15 protein-coding genes are annotated in these 14,686 nt (G+C 27.5%); 6 read left to right on the top strand and 9 right to left on the bottom strand.

Annotated elements, in window-relative coordinates:
- Positions 1-2: 2 nt before the first annotated feature.
- The 7 genes from gcvH to purN form a co-directional block, all read right to left on the bottom strand.
- Positions 3-368, bottom strand: a complete 366-nt coding sequence (gene gcvH / locus AC2TY9_RS03640) for a glycine cleavage system protein GcvH (protein ID WP_489779578.1) — start codon at positions 366-368, stop codon at positions 3-5.
- Between the two features lie 15 nt (positions 369-383).
- Complete coding sequence (gene gcvT, locus AC2TY9_RS03635) at positions 384-1,469, bottom strand: glycine cleavage system aminomethyltransferase GcvT (RefSeq protein WP_489779577.1); 1,086 nt, start codon at positions 1,467-1,469, stop codon at positions 384-386.
- Positions 1,470-1,882: 413 nt separating this feature from the next.
- Positions 1,883-2,953: a 6-phosphofructokinase gene (locus AC2TY9_RS03630; RefSeq protein ID WP_489779576.1), complete on the bottom strand. Its 1,071-nt coding sequence runs from the start codon at positions 2,951-2,953 to the stop codon at positions 1,883-1,885.
- Positions 2,954-3,052: 99 nt separating this feature from the next.
- Positions 3,053-3,496 carry a GyrI-like domain-containing protein gene (locus tag AC2TY9_RS03625; protein ID WP_489779575.1) on the bottom strand — a complete coding sequence of 148 codons (444 nt, stop codon included), beginning with the start codon at positions 3,494-3,496 and terminating at the stop codon, positions 3,053-3,055.
- Positions 3,497-3,503: 7 nt separating this feature from the next.
- Positions 3,504-4,184, bottom strand: a complete 681-nt coding sequence (locus tag AC2TY9_RS03620; protein WP_489779574.1) for a response regulator transcription factor — start codon at positions 4,182-4,184, stop codon at positions 3,504-3,506.
- A complete protein-coding gene (locus tag AC2TY9_RS03615; protein ID WP_489779573.1) occupies positions 4,177-5,034 on the bottom strand; it encodes a sensor histidine kinase in 858 nt (285 codons plus the stop codon). Before AC2TY9_RS03615 ends, AC2TY9_RS03620 begins: the two co-directional genes overlap by 8 nt.
- A 1-nt stretch (position 5,035) precedes the next feature.
- Positions 5,036-5,614 carry a phosphoribosylglycinamide formyltransferase gene (gene purN, locus AC2TY9_RS03610; RefSeq protein ID WP_489779572.1) on the bottom strand — a complete coding sequence of 193 codons (579 nt, stop codon included), beginning with the start codon at positions 5,612-5,614 and terminating at the stop codon, positions 5,036-5,038.
- A gap of 153 nt (positions 5,615-5,767) precedes the next feature.
- Between purN and AC2TY9_RS03605 the strand changes: the two genes are divergently transcribed.
- Complete coding sequence (locus AC2TY9_RS03605) at positions 5,768-6,619, top strand: alpha/beta fold hydrolase (RefSeq protein WP_489779571.1); 852 nt, start codon at positions 5,768-5,770, stop codon at positions 6,617-6,619.
- A gap of 2 nt (positions 6,620-6,621) precedes the next feature.
- Here AC2TY9_RS03605 and AC2TY9_RS03600 read toward each other — a convergent pair whose 3' ends face one another.
- Entirely contained in the window at positions 6,622-7,854 is a 1,233-nt protein-coding gene (locus AC2TY9_RS03600) for a DUF711 family protein (RefSeq protein ID WP_489779570.1), read from the bottom strand.
- Between the two features lie 3 nt (positions 7,855-7,857).
- Positions 7,858-8,328 carry a crossover junction endodeoxyribonuclease RuvC gene (gene ruvC / locus AC2TY9_RS03595; RefSeq protein WP_489779569.1) on the bottom strand — a complete coding sequence of 157 codons (471 nt, stop codon included), beginning with the start codon at positions 8,326-8,328 and terminating at the stop codon, positions 7,858-7,860.
- A 266-nt stretch (positions 8,329-8,594) separates the two neighbouring features.
- On the opposite strand from ruvC, the gene AC2TY9_RS03590 reads away from it, so the two are divergent.
- The 5 genes from AC2TY9_RS03590 to dnaA all read left to right on the top strand — a co-directional run bounded on the left by AC2TY9_RS03590 (position 8,595) and on the right by dnaA (position 14,577).
- Positions 8,595-8,834, top strand: a complete 240-nt coding sequence (locus tag AC2TY9_RS03590; RefSeq protein ID WP_489779568.1) for a hypothetical protein — start codon at positions 8,595-8,597, stop codon at positions 8,832-8,834.
- Positions 8,835-8,983: 149 nt separating this feature from the next.
- A complete protein-coding gene (locus AC2TY9_RS03585) occupies positions 8,984-10,597 on the top strand; it encodes a type I secretion system permease/ATPase (RefSeq protein WP_489779567.1) in 1,614 nt (537 codons plus the stop codon).
- On the top strand, positions 10,590-11,873 hold the full coding sequence (locus AC2TY9_RS03580; protein ID WP_489779566.1) for an HlyD family type I secretion periplasmic adaptor subunit: 1,284 nt from the start codon (positions 10,590-10,592) through the stop codon (positions 11,871-11,873). The genes AC2TY9_RS03585 and AC2TY9_RS03580 overlap by 8 nt, the downstream gene beginning before the upstream one ends.
- Positions 11,863-13,197: a TolC family protein gene (locus AC2TY9_RS03575; RefSeq protein WP_489779565.1), complete on the top strand. Its 1,335-nt coding sequence runs from the start codon at positions 11,863-11,865 to the stop codon at positions 13,195-13,197. Before AC2TY9_RS03580 ends, AC2TY9_RS03575 begins: the two co-directional genes overlap by 11 nt.
- Before the next feature lie 72 nt (positions 13,198-13,269).
- The gene (gene dnaA / locus AC2TY9_RS03570) at positions 13,270-14,577 is read left to right on the top strand and encodes a chromosomal replication initiator protein DnaA (protein ID WP_489779564.1); all 1,308 of its coding nucleotides are present in this window, start codon (positions 13,270-13,272) and stop codon (positions 14,575-14,577) included.
- Positions 14,578-14,686 lie beyond the last annotated feature (109 nt).

Genomic DNA, 14,686 nt, shown 5'->3' with positions numbered 1-14,686 from the left:
TCCTATAATGAACTTGTATATTCGTCATATGAAGCTTGATCCATTAACTCTTCAAGCTCACTTTCATCACTTAGTTCTAATTTAAAAACCCAATTAGCATTTGCATCTTGATTTAAAAGCTCTGGAGTATCTAAAAGTTCTTCATTTAATTCAATAATTTTTCCTGATACTGGAGTATATATATCACTTGCAGCTTTAACTGATTCTACAAAGGCAGCACTATCTCCTGCACCAAACTCATCATCAATTTCAGGTAATTCTAAAAATGTGATATCCCCTAATTGCTCAATTGCATATTCTGAAATTCCAACTGTTCCAATATTTCCTTCAACTCTTACCCACTCGTGCTCTTCACTAAATTTTTGCATTTCTTTCTCCTGATCTTATTTTTTTATAAATGGTAATGAGGCTTTATTTGCTTCAATAACACCTCTACTCTTAGTTGAAGTGTCTTTTAATTCAAATGATTTTTCACCATCAAAACTTTTCACATCAATCATTGCTAATCCAATCCCAACATTTAATGTTGGAGAAAAAGCAGCAGAAGTTACAGAACCAATTTTTTCATCATCTTGATATACTTCAAAATCTTTTCTTGCACTTCTTCTTGAAGTTGTTTTAAAAGGGATTAACAATCTTTTTAAACCTTGCTCTTTTTGTTTTTCTAGTGCATTTTTTCCAGCGTAATCTCTTTTTAGATTTACAAACATTGAAAGGTTTGCTTCAAGAGGAGTTATCTCTTCAGTTAAATCATTTCCATATAAACTATACCCCATCTCAAGTCTTAAGGCATCCCTTGCTCCAAGACCAGCTGGTTTTACTCCATCATTTATAAGTGCATCCCAGATTTTTATACTGGTTTTATCATCAATATAAAGTTCAAACCCTAATTCACCTGTATAACCTGTTCTACTTAAAAGGCAATCTTCTCCAAAGATTTTTGTTTGAACAAATGAGAAAAATTTTAAATCGTCTAAATTTATATCGAAGTATTTTTGTAAGACTTGTTTTGAGTTTGGACCTTGAACATCTAATTTTGCAGTGCATTTTGACCTATCATCAAGTGTTCCAGTTTTAAGTCTACTTGTAATTGTTTTAAAATCAAGTGCAGCCCTTGAAGCATTTACAACTATCATAAGTTCATCATTTGAGAGTCTATAAATGATTAAATCATCAATTACACCACCATCTTCATTTAGTAAAAAGCCATATTTACATTTACCAATATTTAGTGCATCTATATTTATTGAAGTTGCTTCATTTATACCTGAAGTTACTATATCACCTTTGAAGAAGAACTCCCCCATATGAGAAGTGTCAAATAGTGCCACATCGTTTCTACAGTACCCATGTTCAGCTAAAATTCCATCAAACTGTATTGGCATTTCCCAACCAGCAAAGGGAACCATTTTACACTTTATTTCAAGCTGTTTTTCATAAAGTGGGGTTCTTAATAATGTTTCTTCCATATTCACCCTTTTATCCTTTAAAATATTTATATAAATATTTTAAAGGATAAAAGGGGCAAAAAAGTATCAAAAAAATTTTGATTTTAGAATTTACTGTATATTTTTTATTACAATTATTTTAAAATTTCTAACAAAAATAAAATATAGCAATATAAAATAAAAAAGCCCCTCTAAGAAAGGGGCTTAATGATTTAATTTTAATTATTTTGTTTTATAATTTTCGATCTTTCGATCAACAAAAATTTATTTACTAATATTATTAGCAATAAATTAACCTATAAACCTACTAATGTTCTATGTAATTATTTCAATTAACATTTTAGAGGGAGAGAGTCAATTTTATAACTACATATTACATTAGAAATTTTATTGTAGTAAATAAAAATCGCAAAAAAATCTATTTAAAAAAAAATTTACTCACCATAAGTTAATCCCATAATTTCACCCGTTTTATAAACTTCATCATCCCTTGTTACTGGTTTTAATTTTGGTGCCATATATTCTAAAGGAGTTGATTGAAGTCTATTATTTACAATTGAAACTGTATTTCCATATCTTTCTGATTTTATAAGTTGTGCTGCATAAACACCAAATTTAGTTGCTAATATTCTATCATAAGCAGATGGAGCTCCACCTCTTTGTTGGTGTCCAGGGACTGTAACTCTAGTTTCAAAACCAAGTTGATTAAGTTGTGCAGCTAATCTATAAGATACAGTTTCATATGGCATTGAAGCACGATGTTTTTTAAACTCTTTTCGAGTCATCAAAGACTCGTCTTTACTAATTGCACCCTCTGCTACAACAATAATTGAAAAGTTTTTACCTTTTTGTCTTCTATTATTAAGTGCTTCTTGAACTTTCTCAAGTGTGTATGGAATCTCTGGGATTAAAACAACATCTGCTCCACCAGCAAGTCCAGCATATAAAGTAAGCCATCCAGCTTTATTTCCCATAAGTTCAATAATCATAACCCTATCATGGGAATCTGCTGTTGTATGTATTCTATCAATCACCTCTGTTGCTATATCAACAGCACTATGGAAACCAAAAGTTATATCAGTTCCATAAATATCATTATCAATTGTTTTAGGTAAACCCAAAACATTTAAGCCCTCTTCCCTTAGAAGATTTGCATTTTTGTGGGTACCATTTCCACCTAAGGTAACTAAACAATCTAACTTTAACTTTTCATAGTTTTTTATCATGTTTGCAACTTTATCAACACCATCATCTTCAATTTTTCTCATATTTTTAAAAGGTGTTCTTTGGGTTCCAAGCATAGTTCCACCCCTAGTTAAGATACCAGAAAAATCACTTGGTAATAGCTCTTTGTATTTATAATCTATTAATCCTTGATAGCCATTGTAAATCCCCACAAATTCACAATCAAAAAGTTCATATGAAGCTTTTGCTACACCTCTAATTGCGGCATTAAGTCCTGGACAATCTCCACCACTTGTTAATATTCCAATTCTTTTCTTCATAGATTACCTTCATTTATGACTAGTGTCACTTTTAAATTATATTTTTAAAACAATTATACTCTTTATTAAATAATATTCATTATTTATTATGTAAAAAAACTATTTTATTGCTATATATATTTCAATGAAATCTTCTTTTGAATATTTCTCAAAATCAATTGTATATGCTCTTTCATATTCGCTCTCTTTTTCAAAATATTCCCAAACATCTTTCCAACAATCAATAACAACTTCTGGTAACTCACCCTCTTTTGAGAAAACTAAATATTTTTGCTCTTTAATTACAATTGCATTTTTTGGTTTTGTTACTTCAACTGCAACGGTAACTGTATAATCTCCATTTAAATCCGATTCATAATCTGAATAAACTCCATACATTGAAGATTTATTTGCTTTATTAAAGGTTTTACCTAAAATATTTTTATCTTGATAATCATCCCAAAGCTTTTGAATTTTTGCTGTTTCAGGATTAAACTCATCTTTATTATTTGTTTTAACACCAAGTCCTGCAACCATCAGTTTTTCTATATATTTAATTTTCATTTTTTTCCTATTTATTTAATTTATACCCTGCCCCATAAATATTTTCAATGGAGTCTTTTGGGATTTTTTTTCTTAGACGCTTTATTAAATCTTTCAATTTTGTGGCACTTGTTTCACAATCTTCAAATTGATTCCAAAGATAATCATAAATTTCATCGGAGCTAAATACCCTATCCTTTTTTGATGTTAAAAGTTCAAGAAACAAAGTTTCATGTTTTGTAAGTTTAATCTCTTCATCATTTAAAATCAATTTTTTAGAATCTCTATTAAAAACATACCCATCTTTTAAAAAGAAATTTGAAGATTCGTCATTTAACTCTTTATATTGAATAACTGCTTCATTTAATGCTTCTTTTAATTTAATTCTAGAGATTGGTTTTGGAAGATATTTTGTTAAATTTAACTCCGCTGCAAAAAGTAATTTATCTTGTTCTAAATGAGCAGTTAAAATTATTATTCTTGTTTTCTTATCCTTTTGTCTAATTTTATTAGTTAATTCAAGGCCATTTATAAAAGGCATATTAATATCCAAAAGCATAATGTTTGGTTTAAATTCTTCATAATACTCTAAGGCTTCTTCTCCATTTTGGGCTATATAAACCTCTTTGAAATTTCTTTTTAAATAGTTTCCATAGTTTTTTCTTGTTTCTATTTCATCTTCAGCATAAAGAATTGTTAAATTATTCATTATCTTTCCTTGCTAACAAAATTGAAAACTTTGCACCAGTTTTTTCATTTCTTACATCCAATTTACCATGCATTGATTTTTCAACTATCATTTTTGCCATACAAAGACCATGACCTGTTCCTTGTGAATGGGGTTTAGTTGTAAAATATGGATCAAAAATCTTATGAAAGAACTCCTTGGGAATACCTCCACCATTATCACTTATTTCTAAAATTGCCTTTGAATCTTTTGTTTTAATAAGTATGTTTATTTTAGGAGATTTTATTTGATTATCTACTAATACATCTTTTGCATTATTTAAAATCACTAAAAGTGCTTGAACAAACTCTTTTTTTACCCCAAAAACTTTTGAGTCTTCAACAATTTCAAATTTACACTCTATTTGTTTTGATTCTAAAAGTTTATAAACTAAAGCAAAAGCATTATCAAAGGCATCTTTTATTGAAAAAACTTCTTTATCTTCATTTGGTTGAAGATAATTATTAAAACTTTCAATTGTATCACTCATATAAAAAGTTAATTTTTCAATCTCATTTAAATGATCTTCAAGTTTTTTAGCATCTAACTTTTTTTCTTCAAAGTCTGCTTCTATATTAAGTACCACAGAATTTATTTGAGATAATGGCTGTTTCCATTGATGGGCAATATGAGCTAAGGTTTCACCTACAGCAGCAAGTTTTGATTGAGCAACTAAAAGTTTATCTTTTTCCCTTAACTCTTGAAGTTGTTTATTAACCTCTTTTTCAAGCTTTTTATTATAATTTAATTTTGAAACTGCATAAACTAAAACAAAAACAAATAGTAAAAAAAATAAAATATACTGTTCGTTGTTTGTTAAAAGTTCTAGCATTTTATTTATTTGTTAAGGTTTGCAAAGCCTCAATAATTGTTTGAGACTCTAAAGTTTTAATTTTTTCCTCTAAAGAGTTTACTGTCTCATTTTCATCAAGTTTTATACTTTTTTGTAAAATAAATTTTCCCTCATCATAATTTTCGTTTACAAAATGAATAGTACAACCTGATTCTTTTTCTTTTTCACTGATAACCGCCTCATGAACAAAGGTACCATACATCCCTTTCCCCCCAAATCTTGGTAAAAGTGCTGGGTGTGAGTTTATAATTTTATTTTCAAATGTGGTTACTAAATTTTTCTCAATTTTTTTCATATAGCCAGATAAAAATATATAGTCTACTTTAAACTCTTTCATTAGATTTGTTATTTTTACGTCTAAATTTTCTGTAGGAAATCTATTGGCATTTATTATAAAATTTGGTACATCTTTTTTACAAGCTTTTTCTATAACCTTTGCATTTGAGTTATTTGATATTACTAATACTACTTGTGCATCTAAATTTTTTTCTTCACAAGCTTTTTGAATAGTATCAAAACCACTTCCATTATGAGATGACAATATCCCAATTCTTTTCATTACATATCCTAAGTTTATTTCTTTGTTTTGTGGAATTATAATAGAATTTAAAATAAATATCAAAAGATAATTTAATTAAACTAACTTTTTAATTTTAGTTCCTTCTATTATTCTTATTTTATAATTAAAATAGATATAAAATAGGAGTCCATGATGAAAAAATTCTTTTTAGTTTTTATTACAATATTCTCAATTTTTACTTTTTCACTTTTTGGAAGTGAATCAAATATTCAATTAGTAACAAAAAGTGGATACAAAGCAAATGCTATCTATTATAATGATGATGATTCAAAAGATATTATGTTTATTCTATTACATGGAAAAAGTGGAAATATTGACAATAAATACAGAGTTAAAACATATAAAAATTTATATAAAAAAGATTATGAAGTATTAGCTGCTAAAATGCCTTGGTCAAAAGATTGGGAAGGTACATTAGAAGATGGTTTAGAGCTAATTGATAGTGCAATAAATTTTGCTTTAGAAAAAAGGAAAAAACCAGTTTTAGTTGGACATAGTTTAGGTGGAAATATTTCATTAATTTATGCTTCTAAAAATCCAAATAAAAATCTTCTTGGAGTAATCACTGTTGCTCCTGGTCATATGATTCATCAATCAAGAAAAAGTCAAGAAGTTTCAAAGAAAAGTTTAGAAAAAGCCAAAAAAATGATTTCAGAAAATAAAGGTAATGAAAAAGCTGATTTCAAAATGTTAAATACAGGAAAAGTTAAAAAAGAGTATATAAAAGCAAAAATTTTTGATTCATATTACAATCTTGAAACATTCCCAAATATAACAGATACTTTAGAAAAAGTTAAGATTCCAGTTTTATGGATTGCTGGTGATGATGATAGATTAACAAGTGTTTATTCTATGGAAGATAAATTTTTCCTAATACCTGATAATGATTTCAATGAATATATTCAAACCGAAGGTAATCATAGAAGTGTATTGAAAAAATCAACACAAATTATGATTAATTGGAGTGAAAAACTAAAAAAATAGTTTTATGGAATCCTTAAAACAGCAGCATTACATAAATCATCACTTTCAAATTTTGTGAGATCTCCAGCTTTTAGATTAGGTACTGGAAAAACTCTAACAGTTAATGGCTTATTTAATTTAAAAGCCATCATTCCAGTATCTCTACAAATATCTGCTATTTTTTCAATTGAAGAATCACCCTCAATTGGAACTGTATCTAGTCCAATTCCACAAACAGATGAGTATGTAAGCAATGACCTTATATCAAATTGATTTTTTATTGTAGCTTGGGCTAAACCTTCATCTTCAATAACTGCTAACATCAAACCAGAAAAACCAATTAATTCACACCCTTGTATTGATTTAAATACTTTAGTTAACATAGCTGATGCTTCTATACATCCTGCTGCACCAAAATATTCAACTCCTAAAAGTTTATAAACATCAACCATAGAACTACAGTTTTTAGAAGGAGCTGCTGAACTATCTATTCCTATAAATTTTGTTTTATTTTCATGTTGACAATTTTCCACAATTTTTAAAGCATTATTCACATGATACTGTAAAGAATTTTTCATCACATCAAAGGCTTTTTCCCATTTTTTATTATGGTCTTCATTTTCATCTAAAGTTTTTAAAGCTTCAACTAATAAATCAGGGGACTCAAAACCAATAGCAAAACAGTCTTCATCACTACTATTATGATAAGATGCTGGAAAATAAGGAATATGTGATTTACAGTTATAGTTTATAGTAAAATTAAAATTTCCTTCAGCATTTGTTGTTATCTTTGAAATCTCTTTTACTACTTTTGCACATTTTAAAGTTAAGTCATTATCTGGAAATCCTAAATTATCAGTTGGAACATTTACACAAATATTGCAAATATCTCCAAATGATTTAATCAATTGAGGAACCATTTCAATCTCTTTTTCACTCTTAGCTTCCCCTATTGCAAATCTAATTCTTATATCTGGAAAAGAGTCACTATTAAGAAGTTTAGATAAATAATTCATATCTTCAATTGTAGTTTCTAAACTTGTAGTATTTAAATATTCTCCAAAGGCATTACTTACAATTCTAACACTTTGTACTTCATATCCATTAGAAACAAAGTCATTTAATAACTCTTTACTAAATAAAGCTACTTTTCTTATAGATTCTTCCCATGTTTTTTTATCTTTTGATAAAGTTATAAATGAGGTAATAGTTCTTATTTTACATAAATCTTTATTTTTTAAATTTTCACTAATCATTTTTTAACCTTTAATTCTTTGAGAGTGAGTAAGTGCTATTGCAATAGCATCTGTAATATCAAGTGGTTTTATCTCTTTTTTTATTCCAAGTAATCTTTTCACCATAAATGCAACCTGCTCTTTTTGTGCTTTTCCATTTCCTGTTACTGCTTGTTTTACCTGTAATGGTGTATATTCTGCAAAATTTCCAAACTCTTGTAAAACTTTTAATGAGATGGCCCCTCTAAATTGGGCTAATTTAATTACTGTTTTTGGGTTAAAGGCGTAAAACATATCTTCAATTGCAACTTCATCTAAATCGTATTTTTTGAATATCATCTGCAAACCTTCACACATTTCTACAATTTGTTCTTGAAGGATTTTTGTTTTTATTTTCACAAGACCTGCTTCAAGCAGTTTTATCTCTCTTCCATTTTTTTCAATAACTGCATATCCACAATTTCTTGTTCCAGGATCAATTCCTAAGATTTTCACTTTTTCACATTTCCCTTTTTTTTTATTTCACATATAAAGTGTACTTAATAATGGTATTAATTCCATAAATTTTCACTTAAAGAACATAAGTTATTCACATAACAATAATATGAAGAAAAAAATCTATAAATAAGTAAATAATTATAAATTTTATAATAATATAAATAAATAAATGATTTATAGATAATTTTTATTTTTATTTAAGTAAATAATAGCAATAATGAAGTAAGTAATTTAATTACTTAATTTTTTTATAAGGAAGAAGAATGTTTGGATCTTTATTAGGTGGTTTATTAACTCCTGTGATCGGTTTAGTTGGTGGTTTACTTGCTACTGTTGTTGATTTAGTTGGGGGATTAGTTGGTACAGTTGTAGGACTAGTTGGTGGTCTTTTAGGTGCTGTTACTGGTATCGTAACTGACGTAGTTGACTCAATTAGCGTTGATGTTGATGCAGATGTAAATGTAGACGTTAACGGTGTTGACGATTGCGGAACTTGCTGCTAATTATTTGTAAGTAGGTTTTTAACCTACTTACATCTCACTTAACTCTCTAATTAAGGTTTTCTTTGTCTTCAGAACACAAATTTTCAGAATTAAAATCTACACTTAAAAAAAGTAAAAAAACGTTTTTAATTGTGGGTTTATTTAGCTTTTTGACTAACATTTTAATGTTAGTACCGCCTATTTATATGTTACAAATCTATGATAGAGTTATTAAAAGTAATAATGAAAATACACTTTTTGTACTTACATTTATGATAGTTATTTTATTTATTACTATGGCATTATTAGAGATAGTTCGTTCTCAAATTCTAATAAAAATTGGTAGTAGTATAGATAATGCAATAAGTAACAGAATCTTTGATTCACTATTTCAACTAGAGCTTATTGATCCTAAAAGTGCCAATTCATCATATCTAGATTATTTAACTAGAATAAGACAATTTATGACAGGGAAAAGTATTTTTGCTGTTTTTGATGCACCTTGGATTACTATTTATGTGATTATTTTATTCCTTTTTCATACTGCCTTTGGAGTTTTTGCAATTATCGTCATACTAATACTATTGGTTGTAACTGTAATGAATGAAGTTGCTACTTCACAAAATTTGAATGAAGCAAGTAAAAATAATATTGCCTCAAATATTTATATTGATGCTTCTTTAAAAAATGCTGCAGTTATTAACTCTATGGGGATGAGGGAAAATATAAGAAAAATATGGCACAAAAAATATTATGGTTTTTTAAACTTACAAAATGATGCAAGTTATAGTGCAAGTATTTGGATTAACATCTCTAAAAGTATTAGACTTATGGCCCAATCTCTTACTCTTGGTATCGGTGCTTATCTAGCAATTGGATATGAAGTTACTCCAGGGACTATGATTGCAGCTTCAATTATTATGAGTAGAGCCCTATCTCCAATTGATTTAATAATATCTGGATGGAAAGGCTTTATTGCTTATAGAACAAGTCATAAAAGAATTGATGAATTATTAAATAGATTTCCAGAAAAAAAGAAAACTATATCTTTAAAAATTACAAATGCAGAACTTGTACTTGAAAATATAGTTGTAACACCCCCTATGACAAAAAATGAAACAATAAAAGGTATCTCTTTAAAAATAGAATCTGGCAATGTTGTAGCTGTAATAGGAAAAAGTGGTGCAGGAAAATCAACTTTAATAAAAGGTATTTTAAATATTTGGCCTCTATCTGGGGGAAAAGTTAAAATTGACGGTGTTGATGTTTCAATGTTTGATAAAGTAGAAATTGGTCCTCAAATTGGTTATCTTCCCCAAGATATCGAACTATTTGAAGGAACAATTAGTGAAAATATATGTAGATTTCAAGAATTAGATTCCCAAAAAATTGTAACAGCAGCAAAAAAAGCTGGTGTTCATGATTTAATTTTGAAATTTCCAAAAGGTTATGAAACAAAGATTACTAATTCTGGAGATAGTTTATCTGGTGGACAAAAACAAAGAGTTGGTTTAGCAAGAGCAATTTATGATAATCCTAATCTTGTAATATTAGATGAACCTAATTCAAACCTTGATAAAGAGGGTGAACAAGCTTTATTAAACAGTATAAAAAGTTTAAAAGAGAATAACACTACTGTGATAATAATCACCCATAAAGAAAATATCTTAGATATTACAGACAAAGTTCTTTTAATTGAAAATGGCTTGTTAAAAGATTATGGTAATACCCAAGAAGTTCTTAATAAAAATCAATTTTTTAAAGTAGACAACGATAATGTATAAAGCTCCCAATGATGATTCATCAAGAATAGCTAAATTTGGTTTTAGTGTTATAGTCGTAGTGTTTATAATATTTGGAGGATGGGCAACTTTTGCTCCCCTTGCTATAAATGTTACTGCACTAGGTAAAGTATCTGCTGGATTGAATAAGAAAAAAATTCAAAGTATTGAAAGTGGCATAATCAAAACAATTTATGTAAATGACGGTGATTATGTAAAAAAAGGTCAACTTTTAATTGAACTAGATGATACCCAATCAAAATCTGAATTAGATACTCAATTATTCCAATACCAAACACTATTAGCCCTAAAATCAAGGCTTTTAGCACAACAAAATGGTAAAAAAACAATCTCATTTGATATGGGAGTTAAAGATAAAAAACTTATTAGTGAACAAATAGATTTGTTTAATACCACCATAGAATCAATTAAAAAAAATAAACAGATATTAAATAAACAAATATCACAGTTGAAAAAACGGATTGAAGCCACAAACTTCAAATTAAAAAGTAATACCTATATAAAATCATCAATCGATGAAGAGATAGCAGAATTAGAGAAACTATATGCAAAAAAATTAATAAATAAAGTAGATCTAAGAAAATTCAAAAGAGAAGCTTCTCAACTAAGTGCCGAAATAATTAACAATGAAAAAGAGAAAACTGAATTAAAAGAGAAAATAAATGAATTATCTACAAAAATAATATTACTTTTAAACGATTTTAAAAAAGATACTTTAGAGGAATTGACTTCTGCCACATCAAAAATCAATACTGTGAAATTAAAGATAGATTCATTAAGAAATAAATTAAGTAAAACAAAAATCAATTCACCATCTGACGGTTATATAGTAGGTGTATCAGATTATACACAAGACTCAATTATAAAAGCTGGTGCATATATTATGGAAATTGTTCCAAAAGACGCAGACTTGATAGTTGAAGGTGCTATAAAATCTACAGATATAGATAAAGTAAAAATAGGATTAGAGGCAAATGTAGTTTTTTCTGCATATAACACCCAAAAATCCCATAAGATTCATGCCATCGTAACTTACATATCTGCTGATACTCTTTATGATGAACAAAATCAAGAATTTTATTATGAGATTAAATTAAAATTGAGTAAAGAGGGTAAAGAAGAGATTAAAAAATATAACTTTAATTTAGTTACAGGAATGCCTGCAGAAATAATGGTAAAAACTGGATATAGAACTGTTTTAAGCTATATGTTAAAACCTTTATTAGACAGATTTAATAGGAGTTTAAATGAAGAATAGCTTATGTTTAATAAGTTTTTTACTTCTTTTTATTCCATTTAAAATATATGCATTAGAGACTCTAAAATTTTCAAAAGCATATGAATTATCTTTGCATAATTCTAAAAAAATACAATCTTTAGAATATAAATTAAAAGCAAATCATGAGAATCTAAATCAGGTTAGATCGATGATGTTACCTGAGGTTAATTTTTATGGATCATATACCCAAAACAACTATAAGGATATTCCTGTAAGTAACTTATTTAAAGTAGATATAAAACAAAAAGTTAAAAACTATAATGTTATTTTAAAACAAGCCCTTTTTGATAGAAACCTAGTTTCAAAAATGGATATTGAAAAATCAAAATATAAATCTTTTAGAAACGATTTAGATATAGAAAAACAAAAATTGGCAAAAGAGCTTTTAGATATATATTTAGCTCTTATAAAATCAAAAAATAAAATAACAATGTTATCAAAATTTAAAGAATATTTGGACTCAAAAAAAGAACTTTTAAAGACTAAATATGAGATGGATTTATCCACAATTACAGAACTTTTGACTGTTGAATCAGATTTTAATCAAACTAATATTGATTTAGAAAAAGAAAAAGCTTTATTTAAAATTAATAAAGAAAAACTGATTAGTTATATGGGAGAAGGACTTAATTTTGAAATCCCTGGATTAGATGATATTGTATTTACATTAGATAATTTAAAAAAGATTAGAAGAAATTTAGTAAAAATTGATGAAATATATTCAAATTTACAAGTTGATAAACTTGAAAATATTATGCAAATGCATAAACATGAATTGGAAGATGCTCACAACAACCATTTACCAAAACTAAGTTTAAATCTAAAATATACAAAAAATGTCTCTGTAGAGAATAGTTATACTTCAGATTCTAGTTATAAAGAAAATAGAGAATTTTCCATAAATCTTCTAATTCCTTTATATAAAGGGGGATATTATACATCATTGGAGAGAGCTTCAAAACTAAATATCAAATCATCTCAAAAAGATATAGAAGCCTTACTTGATGATTTAAAACTTCAATATAAAGAGACTCGCGCAAATATAAATTCTGCAATTAGATCTATTAGTCTTTATGAAAAAGCTTTAGAAGCAGCAGTATTAACGAAAGATATAATAAATAAAGAGTTTGCCCATGGAATAAAAAGTATAATCGATGTACGAGAAGCTGAGTATAAAATAACTCAAATAAAAGATAAATCTATCGACAATGTTACAACACTAGTTGACAACTATTTAGCCTTTTTAACACTAACAAACCATTTTGATGCACTTGAAGTTATTGATTCTATAATTAAAAATTAGTTTTTAATATTTTTAAATTTATATTAATTTAGATATAATCTTTAGAATTTATATATAAAGAGTACGGTTTTAATGACAAGTAAAGAGTTTTTACATATTATAGAAAAAGAAGCACATCCAGCTGATTACAAAAGATACCTAAAACAACTATCATACAAAAAAATTTCTTCTGATGACAAATTAGCAGTTTTTGAAGTATCAAATAAGTATGTAGGGGCATGGATTAAAAGTAAATATACACAAATTATACAACACTGCTTTGAAATATACGATGGCACTAAACCTGACATTGAAATAAAAATTGCAGGTGAAAAGAAAAGTAAAAAAGAGATAATTTCTGAAAAAGCCAAAAATGAAGCTACGGAAAGTACTATATTAAACCCTTCTTATACTTTTGATTCTTTCGTAGTAGGAAGTTCTAACCAAATGGCATATAACGCCTCTTTAGCAGTTGCCCAAAAACCTGGTGTTCAATATAACCCATTGTTTATTTATGGGGGAACAGGCCTAGGAAAAACTCACCTTTTACAAGCAATTGGTAATGATGCAATTGAAAAAGGTAAAACAATCATTTATGTAACTATTGAACAGTTTATGAACGATTTTACATTTTCAATTAAAAATAAAAATATGGACCATTTTAGAAGTAAATATAGAAAATGCGATGTCTTACTAATCGATGATATTCAATTTTTATCGGGGAAAGAACAAACTCAAGAAGAATTTTTTCACACCTTCAATGAATTACATAACGCAAAAAAACAAATTGTAATGACAAGTGATAGAGTACCTTCACAAATTGCAGGACTTGTGGATAGATTAAAATCAAGGTTTGAATGGGGTTTAACAGCAGATATTCAACTACCTGGACTTGAAACAAAAATTGCCATTATAGAAAAGAAAAGTGAACTTAATGGAATCGATTTAAGTAGAGAGATTATTAACTACATTGCAACAAACCTTGATAACTCTATTAGGGAGATTGAAGGGGTATTAATTAGAATTAATGCTAGTGCCTCTTTACTAAATCAAGAAATAAATTTAGAGTTAGCTCAAAATTTATTAAAAGAACAAATAAAAGAAAAGAAGGAAAATATCAAACTTCCTGATATAATTACCCTTGTAGCAAATGAATTAAATATTAAACCAAGTGATATTAAGTCTAAAAAGAGAACTGCAACTGTAGCAAATGCTAGAAGAGTAGTAATCTATTTAGCAAGAGAATTAACGCATAACTCTATGCCTGATATAGCAAAATTTTTAGGAATGAAAGATCATAGTTCAATTTCTAAAAATATTCAAAAGACAAATGAGTTAATAGAAACAGATGAAAACTTCAAATTAATCATCCAAAATTTGAAGAATAAAATCATAAATTAAGGAGTGGTAAAAATAAGTTAAATTAGAAAATGTGAAAAGCTGTGAACTTTTAATGATACTTATTCACATACACAAAGTGTTACAGAATAGGGTCTAGGACAGAGTTTTC

The organism is Arcobacter sp. ISO1, assembly GCF_058105185.1.
Note: the sequence above shows the minus strand (reverse complement) of the source record. Positions and strands in the feature narration are given on the sequence as shown.